The sequence below is a fragment of the Candidatus Omnitrophota bacterium genome (assembly GCA_014728045.1).
In the GTDB taxonomy this organism is placed as follows: domain Bacteria; phylum Omnitrophota; class Gorgyraeia; order Tantalellales; family Tantalellaceae; genus WJMH01.
In genome coordinates this window covers 17,135-41,753 of the sequence record WJMH01000006.1, presented here as the reverse complement: position 1 = coordinate 41,753, position 24,619 = coordinate 17,135, and the positions used below count along the sequence as shown (strand labels likewise).

Here is a 24,619-nt window from a genome sequence, read left to right as displayed (position 1 = left end):
TCATGGCAAGGACCGTTCTTTCAGTTATAACAGCATACCTAGTAGGGGCGATACCGACAGCTTATATTTTGGCCAGGCTCTTCCGCGGGGTTGATATCCGGCAGCACGGAAGTGGTAATGTCGGCGCTACCAATCTTGCCAGGATAATGGGCAAAAAGGCGGGCATCTTCGTGTTCATTCTTGATTTTGCCAAGGGTTTTGTGGGTGTCACGGTAATACCCGTTCTATTTTTTGACCTTTTCCGGGGTTCCGGTAGTCCCGCCGAGCTCATGCTCGTCCTTTCCGGAGGAGCGTCCATAATCGGGCATATATGGCCGGTTTATCTTAGATTCAAGGGAGGAAAAGGTGTTTCCACGACAGCCGGCGTTATCGCGGGATTACATCCGGGGATTTTGCTCGGCAGTCTGGTTATCTGGGGGATCGTATTCGCTGTTTGGAAATATGTTTCTCTTTCATCCATAACTGCAGCCATAGCACTGCCTGTGCTTGCTCTGGCTACCGGCCAGGACCTTGTTTTCGTGATCTTCAGCGGCATATTATGCATTCTTGGCGTTTATGCGCATAGAAAAAATATCCAGCGCCTCCTCAGGGGGGAGGAGACCCGAATAGTTAAGGTAAAAAAAAGTCAGTAATATAAGGCTTGCTTTTTCCTCAATTTAGGGTATACTAATAATAGTTAGTATTTACAAAAGGATACTATTTTTTTAGAAAAGTTATTCAAAACTTTTAAAAAGTCGTTAAGGAAGCATGGAAGGTGCTTGATGAAAGAGGTAGTATATAAAAATATCAGCGGGAATAATCCCAGAAAACACGAAGTGTCCATTGAGGAGATCACGGATAGTACCAGATCCAGGATCGCTAAAAAATGGATAACCAAATATTTTATTAAGGATTCATATACTTCCGATATACAGGAAGAACTGAAGGCCTGGGTTGCTCTGCAGAAGAACAGGCGTCCTGCAAAGAACTGCCATATACTCAGGCATTATGATGAAAAAACCGGGCAGAACATGATAGTCTGCAAGGTGCTAGGGAAATTCTTTGTTATCAAGGAGAACACGGCTTATTCCATTGTGTATGTTAACGAGATACGGATACAGATATTAGGTGAGATCAAGAGGGACGGTAAATTTTTGAAAAAGAGGTTCTGATGAAACATGTTATCGACAAACTGGCACATTTGGGTATAGTTGTTTTCGCATTGTGGAAGCTGAACCTGATAAAGTGCCAGATCATGATAACCGAACTTGCTACGAAGAGATAATTCCCGAAGACTGCACATAGTGTGTGGTCCTACCTCCGAAAAGGAAGGGGCGGTGTGTTGCCGCTCCTTCCTTTATTTTTACAGCAATATAGCATCATATTGACTATTAATATCATATATGTTAAACTTTTCTGAACTAATCATGGCTAAAGTCAGTGTTATAGGAGATGGGGGATGGGGTACCGCTTTGGCATGTCTTCTAGCGAAGAAGGGACATGATACCCTTTTGTGGAGCGTTTCGGCCGAATACGCCGAACATCTGTCGAAAAAGCGTGAAAATACCAAATTTCTGAAAGGTGTACCTCTTCCCGATGAGCTTAAAATAACCTCGGACGACGAGGTCGCCAAAGATTCGGAATACTGTGTTTTCGCGGTGCCCTGCGAATATCTGCGTTCGGTCGCAGACCGGTTCAAGGGCGCGCCGTTCGTATATATCACAAGCGCGACAAAAGGTATAGAGACTACATCGCTGAAGAGGCCCTCACAGATCCTGGCCGAATATTTTGACGCGAGCAGGATACATGTTCTTTCAGGGCCGAGTATTTCGTTCGAAGTGGCAAGGGAGGTGCCGACCACGGTCGTGGTCGCGGGTAATGGTACAGGGCAGATCGATCTCAGGAACCTGTTCACGACTGAGAGGTTCCGGGTTTATACGTCAGAGGATGTTACCGGTGTTGAACTGGCGGGCGCTTTGAAGAACATCATAGCCATAGCGGCGGGAATCTCAGACGGGCTCGGTTTCGGGACGAACACCAAAGCGGCCATATTGACCCGGGGGCTTGCCGAAATAACCCGCTTGGGCGTGAAGATGGGAGCCCGCCAAATGACTTTCAGCGGACTCAGCGGTATAGGGGACCTGGCCACGACCTGCATAAGCTCCCATAGCAGGAACCGGTGGTTTGGTGAACAGCTTGGCCGGGGTGCGGATATTGGCGAAGTTCTCTCTGGAACAGAGATGGTCGTAGAGGGCATGGCGACCTGCAGGTCGGCGAACGACCTTGCCGCCAAATACAAAGTTGAAATGCCAATAACCCAAAAGGTATATCAGATCATTTACGAACATAAGGATCCCGGAGTCGCGGTCAAGGAGCTTATGACCAGGGATCCGAAAGAAGAAGATTACGGTTAATTTTTTCAGCGTCGGGACGTAGCGCAGTCTGGTTAGCGTACAAGTCTGGGGGACTTGGGGTCGCCGGTTCGAATCCGGCCGTCCCGACCATTTTTTTCTGGTGCCGAGCGCAGATGAACTAATAACTGATAAAAGGAGTGGGCATGAAGCCTGTTAAGATAGGCCTGATCGGCCTGGGAACCATAGGAAGCGGCGTGTACGACGCCGTTCTTTCCAACGGAGGGATAATTCAGGAAAGGACCGGCGTTTCCCTGCAGATAAAAGGCGTATGCGACAAGGATCAAAAAGCGCTCGATGGTATAGACCGGGGCAAGGTCGAGGTAGTCACTTCAAATGCGGACGAACTTTTAAATGACGAGCAGATAGATATCATCGTTGAGCTTATAGGCGGGGTTCATCCGGCCAAGGATATTGTCATGAAAGCTATCCGGAACAAAAAGCACGTAGTTACCGCCAATAAGGCCCTTCTTTCGGAACACTGGAAAGAGATATTGACCACTGCCGGGGAGAGCAGGGTCTTCGTCAGTTTCGAGGCCAGTGTAGGTGGAGGCATACCCATCATCAGGACCCTTAAAGAAAGTCTCGCGGCCAACAATATCAGTACCATTTACGGTATACTTAACGGGACCACTAATTTCATACTCAGCCGTATGGTGAATACCGAATGCTCTTTCGAAGAGGCGCTGAAGGTTGCCCAGGAGAAGGGAATAGCCGAGAAGGATCCCGAACTTGATATAAGCGGCAAAGACTCGGCTCATAAGCTGGCCATTCTGGCGCTTCTGGGCTTTGGTCTTGATGTAAGACCCGAGGACGTGTATACCGAGGGGATAACTGATATAGCTCCGCAGGACCTTAAGAACGCTATGAAATGGGGTTACGGGGTTAAACTTCTGGCTATTGCCAAGGACACTCCTGAAGGTGTGCAGTTAAGGGTTCATCCAACTCTGCTTCCTCTGTCACATTTACTTTCGGATGTCAGGGGGGAAGACAACGCTATTTTTGTAAAAGGCGACCTTCTGGGAGAATCGCTTTTGTTCGGTAAAGGCGCGGGACGTAAACCTACTTCAAGTTCGGTAATGGGAGATATTATCGGCATAGCAAGACATTTGTCTTACTTTGGCAGGGATAACAGTGAACCCTTCGCGCTGGACTATGCTTCGGGCAAAAAGAAGGTCAAAGCCATGGATGAACTGGCCATATCGTACTATCTGCGCTTTTCCGTGATCGATAAGCCGGGCGTGCTGGCCGGTATATCCAGTGTCCTTGCCGAGCATCAGATCAGCATCGCTAGTGTATCTCAGGAAGAGAGGAATCAGGGAGAGACGGTCCCAGTCATCATACAGACCCACAGGGCTGAAGAAGGCCGCATGAAGAAGGCCATATCCAAAATCAACGGCATGGATTTCGTTACGGATAGAACAGTGGTCATCCGTATTGAAGAATAGAGGTGGAAATGGGAGTAATCGAAAGATATAAGAAGTACCTGCCGGTGACAGACAGAACGCCGATCATCAGCATCGAGGAGGGGAACACGCCTCTTATAAAGGCAGATCCCTTGTCGGAGATGGTGGGTCCGGGATATAACGTTTGGCTTAAGTATGAAGGCCTGAACCCGACCGGCAGCTTCAAGGACCGGGGGATGACCATGGCCGTATCCAAGGCCGTCGAAGAAGGCTCGAAAGCCGTTGCGTGTGCTTCTACCGGTAACACTTCCGCCTCGGCTGCCGCTTTTGCCGTGAGAGCAAGGATAAAGTGCATAGTGGTCATACCAGAGGGAGCCATCGCTCTCGGTAAACTTGCCCAGGCGCTTATTCACGGAGCTGATGTCATAGCTATCAGAGGCAATTTCGACCAGGCTCTTGAAATAGTATGTGAATTGACCGACAAGTATCCGATCACCCTGGTCAATTCCATTAATCCTTACAGGATAGAAGGCCAGAAAACGGCTTCATTCGAAATATGCGACAGACTCGGGCATGCTCCGGCGTATCATGCGCTGCCCGTGGGCAACGCAGGCAACATAACCGCATACTGGAAGGGTTACAAGGAATATGAAAAAGAGGGCATTATTGAGAGCCTCCCTAAAATGATAGGTTTTCAGGCGGCCGAATCTGCTCCCATTGTTGACGGACATCCCATAAAGGACCCGAAGACGATAGCTACAGCTATAAAGATAGGCAATCCGGCCAGCTGGAAAATGGCTGAAGAGGCAAGGGATGAGTCAGGCGGGCTTATTGAAAAGGTCACCGACGATGAGATTCTTGAAGCTTACAAGACCCTTGCGGCGTGCGTTGGTGTTTTTGTCGAGCCTGCTTCGGCGGCCAGCGTTGCGGGAGTCATCAAGAAGGCAAAAGAAGGTTATTTTCCTGAAAATCCCTCGGGTCCGGAGAAGGATATAGTTTGTGTTCTGACCGGACACGGACTGAAGGATCCTGACAGGGCCATCAAGTGTCTTGAACATCCGGTTGTCGTGGATCCGACACTGGAGGAAGTCGTTAAGGCGGTGGGGATATGAGAATATATTCGAAAGGCGAGGTTAGTAAGATATGAAGTATATAGTTCTGGTCCCGGACGGGATGGCGGGGGTTCCGCTGGAAGAGCTCAACGACCGTACATGTATGGAAGCAGCCAATGCTCCTAACATGAATATGATCGCCAGGAAGGGCATAGTTGGCACTGTGAGCAATGTCCCCAGAGGAATGACCCCGGCCAGTGATGTTGCCAACCTTTCGATCCTGGGATATGATCCCAAAAAATACTACTGCGGCCGCGGTCCTCTCGAAGCTGCCAATCTCGGCGTCGAGGTAAGCCCCAGTGATGTAGCTTTCAGGTTCAATACCGTAACCGTGCATGGTGACAGGATGGTCGATTACAGCGCCGGGCATATCAGCACCGGCGAGACTGCCGCGATCGTTAAACTCCTCAACGAGAAGCTTGGCACCGAGAAATTCAGTTTTTATACGGGCACCAGTTACAGGAACCTCATGATGGCGCATTGCGCTTCACCGGAGGAGGCCGACAGGCTTTCCAAGGTTACCTGTTATCCGCCTCACGATATACTTGACCAGTCGGTTTCCAAGCATTATCCCGATGAGGCCGAACTGGTCGATCTCATGAAAAGATCCAGGGACCTGCTGGATGGTCACGACATAAACAAGGTCCGTATAGACCTTGGGCAGAATCCGGCTAACATGATATGGACATGGGGCCAGGGCAAGAAGCCAGATATGCCGAAATTCGAGGACGCTTACGGCATAACCGGGGGCATAATCTCCGCAGTTGACCTGCTTAAGGGTATGGGGCGCGTGCTAGGTCTTGAGGTTGCGGAGGTGGAGGGAGCGACCGGTTATTACGATACCAATTACGAAGGTAAGGCCGAAGCGGCGATCGACATACTCACGAGGCATGACATGGTCTTTGTTCATGTGGAAGCACCCGACGAAGCCGGGCACAACGGTGATATCATGGAGAAGGTGAAGGCGATAGAGAACTTCGACCATAAGATCACCGGGAGGATCATCTCTTCGCTTCATGAAGCTGCGGAGGATTACAGGGTCATGATCCTTCCCGATCATCCGACACCCATCAAGAAGAGGACTCATACAGCCGATCCGGTACCCTTTGCCATGGCTGGCAAAGATATCGTCCCGGATGATGTTACCATCTTCACGGAAAGATCGGCAAGGGCCGGCAGCGCATCTATCGATGAAGGGTGGAAACTTATGAACATGCTTTTACATGGGAAGGAATGATGAAGAAGAAAGACATTATCGTACAGAAATTCGGCGGTACCAGTGTGGCCAATCCAGAAAGGATCAAAGGCGTCGCCCAAAGGGTCGCTGCCTGCAAGAGAAAAGGTAATAGTGTGGTCGTTGTGGTTTCCGCGCTCGGTGACACTACCGATGAACTTCTGGACCTCGCCGACCAGATAACCAAAGATCCCCCGGAAAGGGAGCTTGACATGCTTCTTGCCACCGGAGAACAGGTATCGGTGGCCTTACTGGCAATGGCTCTTAACAAGATCGGATGCCAAGCGATTTCTTTTACCGGTGCTCAGGTGGGGATAATGACCGATTCATCTCATACCAAGGCAAAGATAATCGATGTCAGCACGACGCGTATCAAGAAGGAGCTGAAGAAGAACAAAGTGGTTATCGTTGCCGGCTTCCAAGGTATTAACCTCGACCAGGAGATAACAACTCTCGGTAGAGGCGGTTCGGATATGACCGCCGTCGCTCTTGCCAAAGTGCTTAACGCTAAAGTATGCGAGATATATACCGATGTCAAGGGAGTGTATACGGCCGACCCCAGGGTAGTGAAGAACGCGCGCAAACTCCCGACGATAAGCTACGAGGAAATGCTCGAACTGGCTTCATTGGGCGCTCAGGTCATGCAGGCAAGAAGCATGGAGGTCGCCAGCAAGTTCAACATTCCTATGCACGTACGTTCAAGTATGCAACATGATACCGGCACACTGATAACCAGGGAGGTAAAAGAAATGGAAGACGTTCTTGTCAGAGGCGTTACTGCCGATAAAAGCGAAGCAAAGGTCACTGTCTGTGATGTTCCGGATAAGCCTGGCGAAGCCAGCAGGATGTTCGAAAAGCTGGCCAAAGCCAGTGTCAACGTTGATATGATCATCCAGAATATTTCACGCACGGGATCCACCGATATATCGTTTACCGTTTCGAAGAAACAGCTTCATAAGACCCAGGGCGTGATAGAAAAGATCAGCAGGCAGATAGGCGCCAAGGGGGTGAAATTCGACAGGAATATCGCCAAGATATCCGTGGTGGGTATAGGGATGCGGAGCCACTCGGGTGTGGCGGCGAGAATGTTTAGCGCTCTTGCTTCCAAAAAGATCAACATCGAGATGATATCCACAAGTGAGATCAAGATCTCCTGTGTCATTGAGAACAAATACGCCGATAAGGCCGTTAAAGCCATTCACAAAGCGTTTGAACTTGGCGAAAAGTCCAAACAGAGAAGGACCGCCAGAAAAAAATAGAATACGGGGTTTGTGATGAAGAACAGAAAAGTATTCATTTATGATACGACTTTGCGCGACGGCGCGCAATTCGAGGGGATATCTTTCACTGTTAAAGATAAGCTGAGGATCGCCCGCAAGCTTGATGAACTGGGGATAGACTTCATTGAAGGCGGCTGGCCAGGATCCAACCCGAAGGACGATGAATTCTTCAGGGAAGCGTCCAAGTCCCTTAAGCTTAAGAACTCAAAACTGGTGGCCTTCGGCAGTACGAGGAGATCGAATTCAAAGACCTCCACTGATCCCATTATCAAGAACCTGCTCAGGGCGAAAACAAAGTACATTACCATATTCGGTAAAAGCTGGGATCTTCACGTCAAGAAGGTCCTGAAGACCTCCATGAAGGAGAACCTGAACATGATCGAGGATTCGGTGAGGCACCTTAAGAAGAAGGGCAAAAGGGTCTTCTTTGACGCGGAACATTTTTTCGACGGGTACAGTGATAATCCCCGTTACGCGATCGATACGCTGAAAGCCGCAGAAAGAGCCGGAGCGGAATGCCTTGTTCTGTGTGACACCAACGGCGGCACCATTACCAGCAGGATATTCGAGGTCATAGAAGAGGTTTCACTAGAAGTGGATGCTCCGCTGGGGATCCACGTGCATAATGACGCGGATATGGCGGTAGCCAATTCTGTGACAGCGGTACAGGCCGGGTGTGCGCACGTACAGGGCACGTTCAACGGTTACGGGGAAAGATGCGGGAACGCCAATCTGGTATCCATACTTCCTGCTCTTAAGTTCAAACTCGGGATGGAGTGTCTTTCCAAGTTCGAGTTCAAGGAGCTTACCGAGGCCGCCATGTACGTTGCGGAGATATCGAATATGAAACTCCAGGATTCACAGCCGTATGTCGGCAAAAGCGCTTTTGCCCATAAAGCCGGGGTACACGTCAACGCCATGCTCAAGAATTCCAGGACCTATGAACACATAGACCCGGAAAAGGTGGGAAATAAAAGAAGGATGCTTATCTCGGAACTTTCGGGTAAATCCAGCATCATCGGTAAGGCTGAGGAACTTGGCATGCAGATAGAAAAAAGTTCAGAAAAAGCGCGGAACATCCTTGGTCATGTGCAGAACCTTGAAAAGGAAGGATATCAGTTCGAGCTGGCCGAGGCTTCGTTAATGCTTTTGATGAGAAAAGCCGCGAAAACCTTCAAGAAACATTTCCAGATGAACGATTTCAGGGTTATCGTGGAAAAGCGGGCGGACGGACCCATCGTGTCCGAAGCTACCGTTAAACTGAAGATAGGCGATAAATTCAGACATACCGTTTCGCTTGGCGACGGTCCGGTCCATGCCATGGACCAGGCTATCCGCAAGAGCCTCCGAGAATTCTTTCCCTCTCTTGCCCAGATGCATCTTTCCGATTTCAGGGTCAGGGTGCTTGATGAGAAGTCCGGTACCGCTGCAAAGGTCAGGGTTCTGATACAGTCACATGACAGGGATGACTCCTGGTGGACGGTCGGAGTTTCGGAGAACATCATTGAGGCCAGCTGGCTGGCGCTCAGGGATTCCATTGAATACAAGTTCGTTAAGGACGAAGGGAAAAAGAAGAAACGGAGCCGCAGGAAAAAGAAGAAATGAAAGATATCCCCACGAAGTACGATGCACGTCAGATAGAAGATGATATTTACCGTGCCTGGGCAGATGAAGGCCTCTTTCATGCAGATGAGAAGTCTAGGAAGGCGCCTTACAGCATAGTCATTCCCCCTCCGAATGTTACCGGCATATTGCACATGGGCCATGCCCTTAATAACACCATACAGGATATACTTATCCGCTGGAAACGTATGCAGGGATATGAAGCCATGTGGATGCCTGGTACCGATCACGCGGGTATAGCCACCCAGAATGTCGTGGAACGGCAGCTTGCGAAAGAAGGCACCAGGCGCACGGACCTGGGAAGGGAGAAGTTCCTCGAAAAGGTCTGGCAGTGGAAGGAAGAGTACGGGTCCACGATAATTCGCCAGCTCAAGAAACTGGGCTGTTCCTGCGACTGGGAGCGTGAGCGCTTTACCATGGATGAAGGTCTTTCAAGCGCCGTCAAAGAGGTGTTTATCCGTCTTTACCAGGACGGTTCCATTTACAAGGGCGATTATATCATAAACTGGTGTCCTCGCTGCGGAACCGCGTTGAGTGATGAAGAAGCCGAACACCGTGATATTGACGGGAAACTGTATTACGTAAAATATCCCGTTAAGGGAAAAGAGAAACTTGATAAGGAAAATGAAGATTACATCGTTATAGCCACTACCCGTCCTGAGACCATGCTGGGTGATGTGGCCGTGGCCATGAATCCCAAAGACCCACGTCGGGATAAGCTTGAGGGAAAGACATTGATCCTCCCCATACTGAAAAGGGAACTAAATATCATTTTCGACGAGGATGTTGACCCCGAATTCGGTACCGGAGCGCTCAAGGTTACCCCCGCGCATGACCCGGTTGACTTTGAACTGGGGGTTAAACACGATCTCCAGAGTATTAACGCCATGAATGCTGACGGGACCATAAACGAGGTCGGCGGCGAGTATGAAGGGCTTGACAGGTTCGAGTGCAGGGAAGCCATTATCGAGGACCTCAAGCAAAGACAGCTTTTTGTCAAGAGCGAGGATCACCGCCATGCTGTAGGCCATTGTTATCGATGCCATGTGGTTGTCGAGCCGCGCCTCTCCAAGCAGTGGTTCGTTAAGATGAAACCCCTAGCCAAAGAAGGCATCGAAGTTGTAAGGCGCGGGCGCATAAAGTTCTATCCCGACAGGTGGACGAAAGTTTACCTTAACTGGATGGAGAGTATCCGTGACTGGTGCATATCGCGCCAGATATGGTGGGGGCACCGGATACCGGTATGGTACTGTAAAGACTGTCTTGATTATGATCATGTCAGGGATGTCAACGTCGAGGGCCCCGGCGGAAAAGGTATCTATGTGGGAGCTGAGCCGCCTGAGAAATGTCCCCATTGTGGGGGTGTAAACATCGAGCAGGACCCGGACGTGCTGGATACCTGGTTCAGTTCCTGGCTCTGGCCTTTCTCGACGATGGGGTGGCCTGAAAAGACAAAGGAACTGGAAGTCTTCTACCCGACCGATGCCCTGGTAACGGCTCAGGAGATCATCTTCTTCTGGGTGGCCAGGATGATCATGGCGGGGCTGAAGTTCCTCGGGGACATACCGTTCAGTGACGTTTATATACATGGCACCGTGCGTGACGCGACCGGGACCAAAATGTCCAAATCCCTGGGAAATGTCATAGATCCCCTTGATGTAATATCGGAAGTGGGAAGTGACGCTCTCCGGTTCAGCATAATCTCGATAACTTCCCAGGGGCAGGACGTCTTTCTTTCAAAGGAGAAGTTCGATCTGGGCAGGAATTTCGCCAACAAGCTCTGGAATGCCTCAAGGTTCGTTCTTATGAACCTGGATGAGTCACAACTTGCGGGCGGCATAGAGCCCTCGAAGCTCGATCTGTCGGATAAATGGATACTGAGCAGTTTTAACAGGGTAGCGGAGAAGGTTCTCGCCAGCCTGGAGGCCTACAGGTTCAATGATGCCGCGTCGGCGCTTTATGATTTCATCTGGCACAAATACTGTGATTGGTACCTTGAAGTTTCGAAACTTTCGGAAGATAAAGAGACCACCCAGAAAGTGCTCATAAAAGTTCTCCGGGGATGCCTCAAGCTTCTACATCCCTTCATGCCGTTCATTACCGAAAAGATCTGGCAGAATATACCGGGTGATGCCGAAAAATGGATAATGGCCTCTTCCTGGCCGGAACCCGAGGAAGCATACGAATATGGTAAAGCTGTCGAGGACATGGAGAAGCTCATCGGTTGCATAACTTCCATTCGCAATATCAGAGCTTTCTGGAATATCGAGAATAAGTCCGTGGTCGATGTCATTTTTTCAGTAAGTGACGGCAAGGATGCCGATATGCTGCGCCGGAACTCTCAGTACATCGAAAGGCTGGGCAAATGTAAGATAAGCGATGTGGGAGAAGGTCTTGACCGGCCCGAGAAATCCGTTGCCTCGCTCGTAGGCGAAATCAAGCTTTTTGTTCCGCTGGGAGAAGCCGTTGACATAGAAAAGGAGCTTACACGCATAAACAAAAAGATCAGTGATATCGAGAAATACCTTATCGGGGTGGACAAGAAGCTCTCCAACGAGAGATTCCTGGAAAATGCTCCGGCCGAAGTGGTGGACAAGGAAAAGTCAAAAAGGGACAAGTTCCAGGCAGAGGTCGATACCCTTAAAGAGAACGTCAAGGCTCTTAAATAATCCTAATGGAAAAACGGTTGCAGAACGTGCTGGCTCATGCGGGAATCTCATCAAGAAGAGGTGCAGCCGATCTTATCGCCCGTGGCAAGGTCAAGGTGGATGGAAGGGTCGTTACTGAAAAAGGGTACAAATTAGACCCCCGGCGGCATGAGATCTTTGTTAACGGCCAGGCGCTGCCTCGTGAAGAAAAGAAATATTATATTCTTTTCAATAAGCCGACCGGCGTCATTTCTACCGTCAAGGACACTCACGGACGTAAAAAGGTAACGGACTTTTTCAAGGATATCAAGGCACGGCTTTATCCCGTGGGTCGGCTTGACAAGGACACGACGGGGATCCTCATAATAACTAATGACGGGGAACTGGCCAATAAGCTGATGCACCCAAGGTTCGAGATCGAAAAAGAGTATCAGGCCATGGTAAACGGGTTTCTCGCCCCGGCGGATAAAGAACGCCTTGAGAAGGGTATCATGCTCGAAGGCATAAGAACATCGCCGTGCATCATCCGCAGGGTCAAAAGGACCAGGGATAGGGATGTGCTCAGGATCAAGATTCATGAGGGACGCAAACGCCAGATAAAACGCATGTTCGAAGAAGTCGGCCTCAAGGTGACTGAACTTGAGCGTACCGGTTATGCGGGGCTCAGGCTCGGTCGGATTAAGCGGGGGGATTACCGGTTCCTTACCGAAAGTGAAGTAGAAAGGCTTTCAAGGATAGGGGAAAATGACCGATCTGGATAAAAAGAGAGTTGACGCGATAATACGCTTCGCCTTGAAAGAGGATATCTGGACAGGGGATCTAACATCCAGGGCCGTACTTGAAGAGGGGCTGGCCGCTGATGGTGTCGTTATATCCCGCGATTCCGGTATTGTTTGTGGGATATCCATTATGGAAAGGGTTTTTGCCGCTGTCGATGCAGCCTTACGGTTCCGTTCGCAGGTAAAGGAAGGCGATGTGGTTGAACCCGGGCAGGAGATCGCTTTTGTCGAGGGACCCGCAAGGTCCATTATGGCAGGTGAAAGGGTCGCGCTTAATTTCCTGAGCATAATGAGCGGGGTCAGTACGAGCACAAGACGGATGGCGGACGAAGCGGATAAATACGGGGTTAAGATCTACGACACCAGGAAGACCATACCTCTTCACAGGTATCTTCAGAAATACGCCGTCACGGTGGGCGGGGGGCATAATCACAGAAAAGGTTTGTGGGATATGGTGCTCATCAAAGATAACCATATCAGGGCATTCGGTCAGCAGCTTAAGACCCGGGACACCGAGAAGATCATAAAAGGCGTGCTTGAGCGCGCGCATTCTTCCGTCCAGAAGAACATAAAGATAGAAATAGAGGTAGAGACCCTCAGAGAATGCGAATACGCACTTGATGAGCGGCCGGATGTCATCATGCTGGATAACATGGACCCGGACACCATCAAAAAAGCCGTATCTTTACGCAAGGAAAAAGGATTGGAAAAAGATGTGCTTTACGAGGTCTCGGGGGGGATTGATCTCAGTAACCTCAAAGATTACGCGTCCACTGGCATAGATATTATCTCATCCGGCTCCATTACCGGTGTTGTCAAGCCTCTGGATTTCAGTCTGGAGATCATCGTCAGATAATGGATAGATTCCAGCTTTTAACCGATCTTAAACCGGCGGGTGACCAGCAGCAGGCGATAGATAAGATCGTCTCCTCTGTAGAGAACGGGTCCCGCTATCAGACACTGCTTGGTGTTACCGGAAGCGGCAAGACGTTCACCATGGCTAATATCATCGAAAAGGTGAACAAACCCACCCTTGTTATTTCCCACAATAAAACCCTAGCTGCACAGCTATATTCCGAGTTCAGGGGCTTTTTCCCCGACAACGCAGTTGAATATTTCGTCAGTTACTATGATTATTACCAACCTGAGGCCTATGTCCCGCAGACTGATGTTTATATTGAGAAGGACGCTTCGATCAACGACGATATTGACAGGTTGAGGCTATCCGCCACCAGTTCTCTGTTCTCCCGCAAGGATGTTCTGATAGTGGCTAGTGTATCGTGTATTTACGGCCTGGGTTCCCCTGAAGATTACTCGACCATGCTGGTTAATCTCCATAAGGGGGAAAATATATCCCGGGAAGAGTTCCTTAAGAAACTGGTCGATATACAGTACGAAAGGAACAATATCGATCTCCAGCGGGGTAAGTTCAGGGTGCGCGGGGATATTGTCGAAGTACTTCCTGCATACAAGGAAACCGCCTACCGGGTGGAGTTCTTCGGGGACGAAGTAACGCGTCTTTCCGAGGTGCATGTCGTAAGCGGGGATATTCTGACGGACCTTGAGAAGATGGCAATATATCCGGCGAAACATTTTGTTACTACCGAGGACAAGATAAAGGCGGCTTTGAGGTCTATAGCCGTTGAGCTCCGGGAAAGGCTCGCCGAGCTTCGTGATGCCGGCAAGCTTCTGGAAGCGCAGAGGCTCGAGACCCGCACCAAATATGATATGGACATGCTCGGCGAACTGGGTTATTGTAACGGCATAGAGAACTACTCAAGGCATATATCGGGCAGGGAGCCGGGCAGCCGCCCATGGTGCCTTCTGGACTATTTCGGGGACGACTTTCTTGTGCTCATAGACGAGTCACACGTTACCCTGCCTCAGCTGAGAGCCATGTATAACGGGGACCAGGCCCGCAAGAAGACCCTCGTTGAATACGGCTTCAGGCTGCCCTCGGCCCTGGACAACAGGCCTCTTAAATATGAGGAGTTCATGGATATAGTCAGGCAGATCCTTTTTGTTTCAGCTACGCCTGGGCAACTCGAAATATCCAAAAGTTCAGTTGTCGCAGAGCAGATCATACGGCCAACGGGCCTGGTGGATCCGCCTGTCGCGGTAAGACCTACCAAGAACCAGATATATGATCTTGTTGAACAGGTACGAATCCGCGCTCAAAAAAAGGAGCGGGTTCTTGTTACCACTCTTACCAAGCGCATGGCGGAGGAGCTTACGAGATATCTGAAGGAAATGAAACTGCGAGTAAGGTATTTGCATTCGGAGATCAACGCGCTTGACAGGATCGAGATAATACGGGATCTTCGCATGGGTAAGTTCGATTGCCTTGTCGGGATAAATCTTCTCAGGGAAGGGCTGGACCTTCCCGAAGTCTCCCTCGTGGCGGTCCTTGACGCGGACAAGGAAGGCTTCCTGAGGAGCGAGACATCGCTGATACAGGTGGCGGGCAGAGCCGCCAGGAATGTGAACGGCGAGGTCATACTCTACGCTGATAATATTACCGGTTCGATGAAAAGGACTATAGATATAACCAACGCGCGCCGGCGAAAACAGATCGAATATAACAAGAAGCATGGTATAGAGCCCAGGACGATCCGCAAAGCGATCAAGAACGGTATCGAGGCGTATCGACAGGCGAAAGAGATAGTGCAGGATGTTACCGGTGAAAGCGAAAAAGAATATGATATACTCGAAGTGATCACCCAGCTTGAAAAAGAGATGGAAGAAGCCGCCAGGAACCTGCAGTTCGAGAAAGCGATCGTTTACCGAGACCAGATACACCGCTTGAAGAAGATGCTCAATGAGGAAGAGAAGAAGGCGGCGGAGAATAAGGGGCCAGAGAACGATTAGGAGGGTCGAGTGACCGAAGAGATAGTGGAAAGAAACGTATACACCCCCGATCGCAAGTCGATCTACCGGTATATCGCGGAGGACCTCGAGCTGGAAACCGGTCCCGTTGTAAGCACTGTTGAACTCATCGTGGCGGGTGGCACCGTTCCTTTCATAGCCCGCTACAGGAAAGAGAAGACAGGCGGATTGGATGAGACACGGATCCGTTCCATCCAAAAGAAGCTCCATTATTACGCTGAGCTTGAGCAGCGCAAACAGACCGTTCTCAATTCCATAGATTCTCAGGACAGATTGACGGACGAACTGAAGAAGAAGATCGTGGACTGCCGTGAAAAACAGCTTCTGGAAGACCTGTATCTGCCGTATAAGCCCAAGAAGAACACAAAAGCTTCTCTTGCCAGGGAAAAGGGCTTGGAACCACTGGCGGGCATACTCATAAAGCAGCAGCCTGTCAAGGGTACACCCGAAGAGGTCCTCGGTTCTTTTGTTGATGCCGACAGGGGGGTCAAGACCCCCGCGGAAGCTCTTCAGGGGGCGGTGGATATACTTACCGAGCTTATTTCGGAGAATGCGGGATTCCGTTCTTATCTGCGGTCCCTCTTTGAACAGAAGGGTCTTATCGTGACCAAGGCGCGAAAGGAATGGCAGGCGCGCAAATCCAAGTTCGAAATGTATTATAATTCCAGAGAGTTCATTAAGGATGCGCCTTCGCACCGCCTGCTGGCAATAAGAAGAGGCAGCAACGAGAAAGTGATCTCCTGGAAGCTGGAGATAGATACCGAAGAGGCTCTTGAATATATCTCTTCAAAGGTAATAAAGGATGCGGGTTTTGTTTTTGCCGATTCGGTAAGAACTGCTTGCAGGAGCGCCTATACCAAGATGGCCATCTCCGTCGAGTTCGAAGTCTTCAATAAGTACCTCCAGAAAGCCGAGGAGGAAGCTATTAGGGTCTTTTCAAAGAATCTTCGCAATCTGTTATTGGAGCCACCTGCCGGGCATAAGGTCATTATGGGCATAGACCCCGGTTTCAGGACCGGTTGCAAGGTGGTCGTAATAGACAGCTACGGGCATTTCAAGGAGTATCTGCCGGTTTTTCCCCATCCTCCCCAGGAGTACCGGAAAGAAGCCGTCGATTCCATCCTGCAGCTTATCGCCAAATACAAAGTGGAGCTGGTGGCCATCGGTAATGGCACCGCTTCGAGGGAAACCGCGGTTTTCATCAAAAAGCTCATCGACAAACAGAATCTTGCCGAAAAGGTCAAGATGATCGTAGTAAGCGAAGCGGGTGCTTCGGTATACTCCGCTTCTGAGGTTGCCATCAGGGAATTCCCGGAGCTTGATGTTACTGTTAGAGGTGCCATAAGCATAGCTCGAAGACTGCAGGACCCGATTTCAGAACTCGTTAAAATAGACCCGAAATCCATCGGTGTGGGTCAATACCAGCATGATGTCAACCAGTCCTATCTCAGAAAGTCCCTGGAATCCATTGTTGAGTCTTGCGTTAATTTCGTGGGTGTTGAGCTCAATACCGCATCGAAGGAACTGCTCTCCTACGTGGCGGGCATAGGTTCTTTCCTGGCGGAGAATATCGTCGAACGAAGGAAGAAAAGAGGCCCGTTCAAGAACAGAGAGGAGCTGCTGGATGTATTCATGCTGGGCGATATGGCTTTTGAGCAGAGCGCGGGTTTTCTCAGGATACGCAACAGCGAGAACCCTCTGGACAATTCAGCCATACATCCGGAAAGCTATCATATCGTCGAGAAAATGGCCCGGGACCTTTCGGTGCCTGTAGCTAAGCTTATCGGTAACAAGGATCTGGTATCAAGAATATCCGTCAAGGATTACACCAGTGAACAGATAGGTTTTCCCACCTTGCGCGACATAATCAGGGAACTCGAGAAACCCGGTCTCGATCCGCGAAAAAAGTTCGAGAATATCGAATTCAGGCATGATATCATGGATATCGAGGACCTTAAGTCAGATATGCGTCTTTTCGGCAAGGTTACCAACGTTACGAATTTTGGAGCTTTTGTGGATGTGGGGGTGCATCAGGACGGGTTGATACATATCTCGAAATTAAGCAAAAAATTCGTAAAGGATCCCCATGAAGTTGTATCGGTTGGGGATAAAGTAAGGGTCAAAGTGCTTTCGGTGGATACCGAGCTCGGTCAGATAGATCTGGAGAGGATATGATAGCAGGCGCGAAATTCATATTAGCGGGACTTTTTATTGGTGCCGTGATCGGTTTGGGATTAAGTATGGCCTGCAGGGTATTTTTGGGCGGTGTATGCCCGCTGACAAGCGATCCTGTAACCAGTTCTTTGCTCGGTGCGCTTATAGGTTCATCTGTGAGCGCTGTTATTTCCGTTAACAAAGGAAGGTGAAAAGATGGTCGAAGACTCCTGTGCTCTTCTTAATGAGGTTTTCAAGGTCATACCGGTCCCTATACTTGTTGTTGATGGCGACATCCGTATCATATTTGCCAATCCTAGGGCGGAGCAACTATTCTCGGGCAAGGAAAAAGACTTTGCAGAACAACGGATTGGAGAAGTCCTGGTCTGCAAAAATTCACAAGAAAAAGGATGTGGCAGGAGTCAATTTTGTTCCGAATGTGTTTTGAGGAACTCTGTCAAAGAGGCCCTAAAAAAGGACGAGATGGTGCAGGGCAGGGCAAGACTTCATAAACTTGAGAACGGGAATGTCAGACAGGTGTATTTCTACGTCACAACTGTTCCCGTCAAATTAGGGAACAGGCCCCTTTCTCTTCTTATGCTTGAAGACGTTGGGGAGATAATGCCTCTTATGTCTCTTTTGCCAATTTGTTCCGGGTGCAAGAAAATCCGAGACGAAAATGGTCAATGGGTTGACCTGGTCGGTTATATGGAGAAGAATATGGACATTGATTTTTCCCATTCATTCTGCCAGGATTGTCTGAAAACGCTTTATCCTGACGTATGGGAGGATATGCAGAAAACAGACGATAAATGACCCCTTTCATCTGTTGCTCCAGAAGATCATAAAGCCCTAATCTGAAAAAAGATACAATGTCACATCCCGTTCACGTAAAATTTTCTAAAGTTTGATTTGTTTTGCGCCCATAACAATGCTAAAATTAGAATGCATTGAAGGCTTTAATATAAATAGAAGAGGTGAACGCATCATGATCAAAAAACTAAGGAATAAGATACCCATCATCAAAAAGGCCATAAAAAAGCGGATGGATGAAGAGCGCAGGATAATGAATAGATACTACAAAGATCACCGCTCGGAGAGTATCGTCGATCTTAAAATGGCAAAAGAGATCTCGTAGAGATGGGCCCGTTGACCCCAAGACAATGGCATTATTTCAAGCAATGGGTGCTTATCATCCTGGCGGCAGAGCTTCTTATGCTGTTACTCGTTGAGCATCTTGTTGCGGTTTATCTTTTGATCGCGGCCATTTTCATTTTCGGATTGTTGCTACGCACCGCGCACACATATCCCGGTAAAGAAGAGCCCTTGATCTTGGATGTTTCTGCTGTCCTTATCGCGTTTTTATGGGCGCTTTTTGCCCATTTGGCGGGGGCCGCCATGTGGCGCTTCCTTTTGATTTTTACTTCTTCGGCCATTATCCTGCCGCATCTGGTTCATATATTTAAGAACGGTGAAATTGAATAAGGGGAGCTTAACCGGTGAAGACCTTTATGGGCTCTATGCTTATATATCCTATTTCTTTCTTCTTTTCTTCGGCGGATATTCTCGAGAATACATATGCGGAGAACTCCGGACATTTCACTTTTCATACTTACAAGATATACATAGCTTCAAGCCCTGCCGGTTCTCTGGTTTTTTCATAAACGAGGAACCTGTTGGTGAAACACCGCGTACCTATGTTGTGGACGGTAATCTTTAGAAATTGTTTCTTTTTCTGATCCAAGTGTTTCCTCGGTGCAGAAGGTATTACTACACGCAGGAGGCGGCCATAGAACTTTTCAAGCCCATACCCCATGGCCTTTATTCCAATATGATGTTCCCCCTGAATATGCCTAATAGACGGGATCATTCCCTTAGCTGGGTTTCTGCGTCGATTATATCCCGGTTGATGAGCTTTATGGCGTTTTTGACATTTTCCTTTATCGAAGAGGAAGCGTGGGTGTCGAGTATCTCCCTCAGGATCTGCACCCCCATCCTGAAGTAACGGATGATTCCGCCCTCATCTGCATCCGCCATCGTGATAAGCCTGTCGAAATCCGAGCCTTTCATCCAGGCTTCGATAGCAGGGGACAGGTGATAACGGTATTCCTTGCTAAGGGGTGTGATATTGTATCTTTTCTCTGTCCGATGCACCATTTTCAACGTAAGATCGGTCACTTTTCTCAGCGCTCTGGCCGGTCTGCTGATTCTGGGCAATCTGGTGCCCTTGCGCGGTTCATAGACCGCTGCCACTGCGAGCACGCCGAGCTCGGCTTCGGAAAGCCCCTCAAGAACCCCCTGTTCGTAAAGTTCGGTAAGGGTGAGCTCATAACCATAGAGCTTGGAGGCAAAATCCCCCTTTGCCGTCACCTGAAATTGCTCGATGTAACCTAGGTCCTTTAGTATGCTGACCTTTGCTTCCATGGCCTTTACAGCCTTGTCTCTTGATCTTTGCTTTTGCTGGTAGTGGTGGAAAGAGCGGGGGTATATACTGTAGAGTTCCTCCCCGTAGCGGTTATAGAGGTTTATGATGGTGGCATATGAAGCGTTGAACCTGCTTTTGACTATTTCGGGATCTCCCTTGACGACGCGCTTAAGCTCATCGTATGTGATCCGGTTAAGGTTTACGCGGCTGTAGACGAACCCCTCCTTATCTATACCGCGCCTTCCGGCCCTTCCGGCCATCTGGTAAAAATCTCGTGTTTTGAGATTGCTGAAGAACCTGCCGTAGAATTTACGGAGCTCGTCAAATATGACAGTGCGGGCGGGCATGTTTATACCGAGCGCGAATGTCTCGGTCGTGAATATCACTTTCAGCAGGCGCGAAGTAAAAAGCCTTTCGACGACCTCCTTAAGGGTGGGGAGCATACCCGCATGGTGATAAGCTATTCCGCGTTCAACCAGAGGAAATAGATATTCGGCGCTTTTTTCTCCCTTGAGGTCGAATCTTTCGCAGAGGCCCTCCCACAATTCGATGATCTCGGCCTTTTCGTGGGTGTCCAGAAAATCAAAGTTATCCAGCTCTTCTGCCAGGTATTCGCATCTTCTGCGGCTGAAAGCGAAATATATGCAGGGCAGTTTATTGGTATCTTCAAGGTGCTTGATCAGGGTGTCCAGCCGGTTGGGTTTGAGGTGGTGTTTTTTGATGAATCTTTTACCGCGCTTGTAGTAGTATTTTTTCCTGCCGCCCCTCGGCATGTTTCGTTTTATCCTGTTAAGGTGATCGTGGAACTTATTCTCGCATTGATAGAAAAGATGGAGAGGGACAGGCCGTTCAGTTTCTTCTACTACTTTCAGGGGCTTGCCGTGTATTGAATGGATCCATTCGGCGAATTCGTTTATGTTAGGTATGGTGGCTGATAAAGCTAGCATTTTCATGTGCTCCGGCATGAATATAAGGGACTCTTCCCATATCGTGCCGCGCTCATAGTTGTCAATATAATGTATTTCGTCGAATACCACCCATGAATAATCCGCCAGCTCCGGATCCTCCGAAAGCAGTTTATTGCGGAAGATCTCCGTTGTCATTATCAGTATGGGAGCATGGGCGTTTATGCTAACATCCCCGGTAAGGATGCCGATCTTATCACCGTACAGCGCAGTGAAATCGCGGTATTTCTGGTTGGAGAGGGCTTTGATGGGGGCGGTATAAACGGCCCGGGTCCCGGCGGAAATACAGTCGTTTATGACGTGTTCTGCTATTGCGGTTTTGCCCGCGCCGGTGGGTGCCGAGACTATGACCGAGAAGCCGTTGTTTATATATTCTATGGCTTTTTGCTGAAAAGGATCATATTTCATGAGGTCATTATCGCATAACGGGCCGCCCGCTGCAAGCTCATCCCGGATTTAAATAATTTGCAGTGGAGCTTTTTTTAGCGTATAATTCAGCTATCAAGGAAATCAAAGCAATTATTCCGATCGCGTGAGGAGGAGGCGAATATGAAGGAAATGAATCAAATTCTCGAGATACTCGAAAAGGACGCCAGAGTTACACCAGAAGAGATCGGCAAAATGCTCAAAATGAAACCGGAAAAGGTGAAAAAGGCCATCAAGAAAATGGAGAAGGACGGTATTATCCTCAAGTATAAGACCGTTATAAATAAAGAGCTTATCAAGGACGAGGGTGACGGGGGCGTGCTCGCCCTGATCGAGGTCAAGATAGTGCCCGAGAAGAACCTGGGGTTTGATCATCTTGCTGAAAGGATCTACATGTTCCCGGAAGTTGCAAGCTGTTACCTGATGTCCGGAACGTATGACCTCCTTGTTATGGTGCAGGGAAAGAACCTGCATGAGGTCGCCAGCTTTGTTTCGGAAAAACTGGCCCCCATGGACAAGGTCCAGGGTACCGTGACCCACTTCATTCTTAAAAAATATAAAGAGGACGGGGACGTGCTCAAGCGGGTCAGGAAAAGCAAAAGGCCCGCCATAAGTCTCTGAGAAGATAAAGGGAATTGTTATGGATATATGCAAGAGAGTTAAGAACCTGCCGCCTTCCGGCATAAGGTCTTTTTTTGATCTGGTCCTCGGGATGAAGGACGTGATATCCCTCGGGGTGGGCGAACCCGATTTCGTGACCCCCTGGGGAATAAGGGAAAGCGCTATTTACGCCATAGAGGAAGGGTACACCTCGTATACCTCCAATAAAGGCATGTCGGAATTACGCAAGGATATTTCCAAGTACCTTGAACGCAAATATTCGCTCAAATACGACCCAGAGGATGAGATACTTATCACGGTCGGGGTAAGCGAGGGATATGATCTTTCCATGCGCGCCCTTGTAGACCCCGGGGATAAGGTCATTGTCCCGGAGCCGTATTACGTGGCTTATGGCCCGATCGTCAGTCTTTGCGGAGGAAAGCCGGTATATCTGCGTACCGGTCCGTCGGACGGGTTCAAGCTCGATCCCGACAAGCTTCTGGAAGCATGCGATAAAAAGACCAGAGCAGTGGTCCTGAATTATCCGAATAATCCCACCGGAGCTTCCTATACCAGGCAGCATCTCAGAAAAATTGCGGAGGTTGTAAGGAAAAAGGACCTTATCATGATAAGTGACGAGACTTACTGTGATCTCACATATGATTTTGACCACGTGGCTTTCCCGACACTTAAGGGCATGAAGGAAAGGACTATTTATCTCAACGGTTTTTCCAAAGCTTTCGCCATGACAGGCTGGCGCATCGGTTATGCTTGCGGTCCCAGAAAGGCCATACAGGCCATGACCAAGGTACATCAGCATACGATGCTCTGTGCCTCGATCATCTCCCAGATGGCCGCCAGGGAAGCTTTGAAGAGCGGTGAAAAGGACATGCGGCAGATGGTCAGGGAATACCGTCGCAGGAGACAGTTCGTGATATCCCGGCTTTGCGAAATGGGGTTGACCTGCCATAAGCCGGAGGGGGCCTTCTATGCTTTTCCCTCGGTCAACAGTTCTGGTCTTTCGTCCATGGAGTTCGCCGAGAAGCTTCTTAAAAAAGAAAAAGTCGCGGTCGTTCCTGGAACCGCGTTCGGGCCTTCCGGCGAAGGGCATGTGCGGATGTGTTACGCTTCAAGCTTTGAGAACCTCAAGGAAGCCATGAAGAGAATAGAACGTTTTCTTGCGTGATCCTTTCCGGGGCATGTATGTGTAACCTTAATATTCCATGAAACGTGATTCAACATTAAGATGAAGATCTCGATCCTCAGGATATCCGTTGCGTCTTTACTTTTCCTTTCTGTTGCCGGGTGCGCGACTTCTTCCAAAAAACCGGATGAACTGGGAATGAACGTGCACAAGATGCACATGAAGGCTCTCGGTGACCAGGAAGCCCTCGCGCTTTTTGAACGCGTGTATAACTATGATCCCAAAACGCCTGTCGACAGGAAAGCCAAAGATATCACTGTGACCGCTTTCATGAGCGCTCTGGACTACAGGTGTTCGAAGGTCATAGCCGATTCCGGGGTCTTCCAAAGGCCCTACAACAAAGTGGAACTTGGTAAGTGGAGCGACGAAGAGCTGCTGGATTTTTACAATTCTCTTTACCGGAAACGGGTCGAAAGTGATACCGGGCCGGAAGTGGTCAACGAGATAAGGGATGTAGACGGAAAGATCTACTGGACATTCTCGGACGCTCCGGAAGAGGAGATCGAAAAGGAAGATACTCAGGAGATAATCCAGTTAACGGCCTTATACGCCGTCGATGGCGAGAGGGATAAGCGCAGCAGGACAAAAGGCGCCTGGAAGGCGACCGGCAACGCGATAGCGACCGGGGTTAACGTTGCCGCTCGGGTAGCGATGATGCTGGCAGGATTTTTACTGGTCTAGCCGCTCTTAAAGGAGGATCCATGAAAGCGTTGGGAATATTAGCCGGTCCCAGAAAAGGATGGGCAAGTGACCAGATGCTAGATAAGGTGCTTGAAGGGTTAAAGGATAACGGAGCCGATGTAGAAAAAATACATCTTTATGATCTTGATATCCGCCATTGCACCGGATGCGGCAGCTGCACTCCGGATAAATGTGTTATAGAGGACGACCACCAGATGGTACTGGATAAGGTGGCATCTTCCGAGGTCGTTGTTTTCGCTTCCCCGACCTACTGGAGCAATGTGACATCCATGGCTAAAGCCTTTATAGACAGGGGAGGCAGCCTCTTCGAAATGACCTCGACCGGTCCCAGGAGAACTGCCGATAAACCGGCCAGGGTAGTGCTGATAACAAGCTGCGGCATGCCTTTCCCCCTTTCTCATTTACTGGGTACGGCTACCGGATGCATACGCGCCATGAAGGTCTTTTTCGGCCGTATGAACGTAAAGATCAAGACCCTTTACGCGACCGGAATGCTGGATTATCTTAAGAGCAAGCCCTCCAGAAGGCAGCTGGAAAAAGCTTACCGGATGGGCAAATGCCTTTAATCTCCTCAGAGCCTCTCATGTATATCATTTGAATACAGCGACTTATATCGATCCGGCTTGAGAACACGTGATTTTTTCGCTTTGTAAGTTCCAATGGCTTGAAATTATCAGCCAGTTATAGTATTATAATGCGGGCAATAGCGGAACGCTTTTTAAGCATAAACCGGTGAAAACGGGTTCAATTCTAACGAAAGAAAGCTTTATAACACACGTTGTCTT

General features: G+C 49.2%; 22 protein-coding genes and 1 tRNA gene. 22 read left to right on the top strand and 1 reads right to left on the bottom strand.

The features are described 5' to 3' along the window. Positions 1-2: 2 nt before the first annotated feature. From plsY to GF409_01095, 18 genes are all read left to right on the top strand, one after another. Positions 3-632, top strand: a complete 630-nt coding sequence (gene plsY, locus GF409_01180; protein MBD3425824.1) for a glycerol-3-phosphate 1-O-acyltransferase PlsY — start codon at positions 3-5, stop codon at positions 630-632. A gap of 129 nt (positions 633-761) precedes the next feature. Continuing rightward, a complete protein-coding gene (locus tag GF409_01175) occupies positions 762-1,151 on the top strand; it encodes a hypothetical protein (protein ID MBD3425823.1) in 390 nt (129 codons plus the stop codon). Positions 1,152-1,406: 255 nt separating this feature from the next. Then, positions 1,407-2,393: an NAD(P)H-dependent glycerol-3-phosphate dehydrogenase gene (locus GF409_01170; protein ID MBD3425822.1), complete on the top strand. Its 987-nt coding sequence runs from the start codon at positions 1,407-1,409 to the stop codon at positions 2,391-2,393. A gap of 12 nt (positions 2,394-2,405) precedes the next feature. Next, positions 2,406-2,483: transfer RNA gene (locus tag GF409_01165), tRNA-Pro, on the top strand. A 53-nt stretch (positions 2,484-2,536) separates the two neighbouring features. Next, complete coding sequence (locus GF409_01160) at positions 2,537-3,838, top strand: homoserine dehydrogenase (protein MBD3425821.1); 1,302 nt, start codon at positions 2,537-2,539, stop codon at positions 3,836-3,838. Between the two features lie 8 nt (positions 3,839-3,846). Continuing rightward, on the top strand, positions 3,847-4,908 hold the full coding sequence (locus tag GF409_01155; GenBank protein MBD3425820.1) for a threonine synthase: 1,062 nt from the start codon (positions 3,847-3,849) through the stop codon (positions 4,906-4,908). Positions 4,909-4,939: 31 nt separating this feature from the next. Further along, entirely contained in the window at positions 4,940-6,145 is a 1,206-nt protein-coding gene (locus GF409_01150) for a cofactor-independent phosphoglycerate mutase (GenBank protein ID MBD3425819.1), read from the top strand. After that, positions 6,145-7,401, top strand: coding sequence for an aspartate kinase (locus GF409_01145; GenBank protein MBD3425818.1), 1,257 nt, complete (start codon positions 6,145-6,147; stop codon positions 7,399-7,401). Before GF409_01150 ends, GF409_01145 begins: the two co-directional genes overlap by 1 nt. Before the next feature lie 15 nt (positions 7,402-7,416). Continuing rightward, positions 7,417-9,027: a citramalate synthase gene (locus tag GF409_01140; protein MBD3425817.1), complete on the top strand. Its 1,611-nt coding sequence runs from the start codon at positions 7,417-7,419 to the stop codon at positions 9,025-9,027. Next, entirely contained in the window at positions 9,024-11,714 is a 2,691-nt protein-coding gene (locus tag GF409_01135; protein ID MBD3425816.1) for a valine--tRNA ligase, read from the top strand. Before GF409_01140 ends, GF409_01135 begins: the two co-directional genes overlap by 4 nt. Positions 11,715-11,719: 5 nt before the next feature. Further along, entirely contained in the window at positions 11,720-12,454 is a 735-nt protein-coding gene (locus tag GF409_01130; GenBank protein MBD3425815.1) for a pseudouridine synthase, read from the top strand. Further along, entirely contained in the window at positions 12,438-13,328 is an 891-nt protein-coding gene (nadC, locus tag GF409_01125; protein ID MBD3425814.1) for a carboxylating nicotinate-nucleotide diphosphorylase, read from the top strand. Before GF409_01130 ends, nadC begins: the two co-directional genes overlap by 17 nt. Further along, positions 13,328-15,340, top strand: a complete 2,013-nt coding sequence (uvrB, locus tag GF409_01120) for an excinuclease ABC subunit UvrB (GenBank protein ID MBD3425813.1) — start codon at positions 13,328-13,330, stop codon at positions 15,338-15,340. The genes nadC and uvrB overlap by 1 nt, the downstream gene beginning before the upstream one ends. Positions 15,341-15,364: 24 nt before the next feature. After that, positions 15,365-17,533: a S1 RNA-binding domain-containing protein gene (locus GF409_01115; protein MBD3425812.1), complete on the top strand. Its 2,169-nt coding sequence runs from the start codon at positions 15,365-15,367 to the stop codon at positions 17,531-17,533. Further along, entirely contained in the window at positions 17,530-17,724 is a 195-nt protein-coding gene (locus GF409_01110) for a hypothetical protein (GenBank protein ID MBD3425811.1), read from the top strand. The genes GF409_01115 and GF409_01110 overlap by 4 nt, the downstream gene beginning before the upstream one ends. Positions 17,725-17,728: 4 nt before the next feature. Beyond that, positions 17,729-18,328, top strand: a complete 600-nt coding sequence (locus GF409_01105) for a PAS domain-containing protein (GenBank protein ID MBD3425810.1) — start codon at positions 17,729-17,731, stop codon at positions 18,326-18,328. Positions 18,329-18,500: 172 nt separating this feature from the next. Further along, positions 18,501-18,650, top strand: a complete 150-nt coding sequence (locus tag GF409_01100) for a hypothetical protein (protein ID MBD3425809.1) — start codon at positions 18,501-18,503, stop codon at positions 18,648-18,650. Between the two features lie 2 nt (positions 18,651-18,652). Then, the gene (locus GF409_01095) at positions 18,653-18,997 is read left to right on the top strand and encodes a hypothetical protein (GenBank protein ID MBD3425808.1); all 345 of its coding nucleotides are present in this window, start codon (positions 18,653-18,655) and stop codon (positions 18,995-18,997) included. Between the two features lie 381 nt (positions 18,998-19,378). Here the strand turns inward: GF409_01095 and GF409_01090 are convergent, their stop codons facing one another. Then, positions 19,379-21,310, bottom strand: a complete 1,932-nt coding sequence (locus tag GF409_01090) for a DEAD/DEAH box helicase (protein MBD3425807.1) — start codon at positions 21,308-21,310, stop codon at positions 19,379-19,381. A gap of 150 nt (positions 21,311-21,460) precedes the next feature. Between GF409_01090 and GF409_01085 the strand changes: the two genes are divergently transcribed. From GF409_01085 to GF409_01070, 4 genes are read left to right on the top strand one after another with little or no spacing between them, the layout of a single operon-like run. Further along, the gene (locus tag GF409_01085; GenBank protein ID MBD3425806.1) at positions 21,461-21,949 is read left to right on the top strand and encodes a winged helix-turn-helix transcriptional regulator; all 489 of its coding nucleotides are present in this window, start codon (positions 21,461-21,463) and stop codon (positions 21,947-21,949) included. Between the two features lie 19 nt (positions 21,950-21,968). After that, positions 21,969-23,114 (top strand): aminotransferase class I/II-fold pyridoxal phosphate-dependent enzyme, encoded by a 1,146-nt coding sequence (locus GF409_01080; protein MBD3425805.1) that lies wholly within the window; start codon positions 21,969-21,971, stop codon positions 23,112-23,114. A 60-nt stretch (positions 23,115-23,174) separates the two neighbouring features. After that, on the top strand, positions 23,175-23,813 hold the full coding sequence (locus GF409_01075) for a hypothetical protein (GenBank protein ID MBD3425804.1): 639 nt from the start codon (positions 23,175-23,177) through the stop codon (positions 23,811-23,813). Positions 23,814-23,833: 20 nt separating this feature from the next. Then, on the top strand, positions 23,834-24,400 hold the full coding sequence (locus GF409_01070) for a hypothetical protein (protein ID MBD3425803.1): 567 nt from the start codon (positions 23,834-23,836) through the stop codon (positions 24,398-24,400). Positions 24,401-24,619 lie beyond the last annotated feature (219 nt).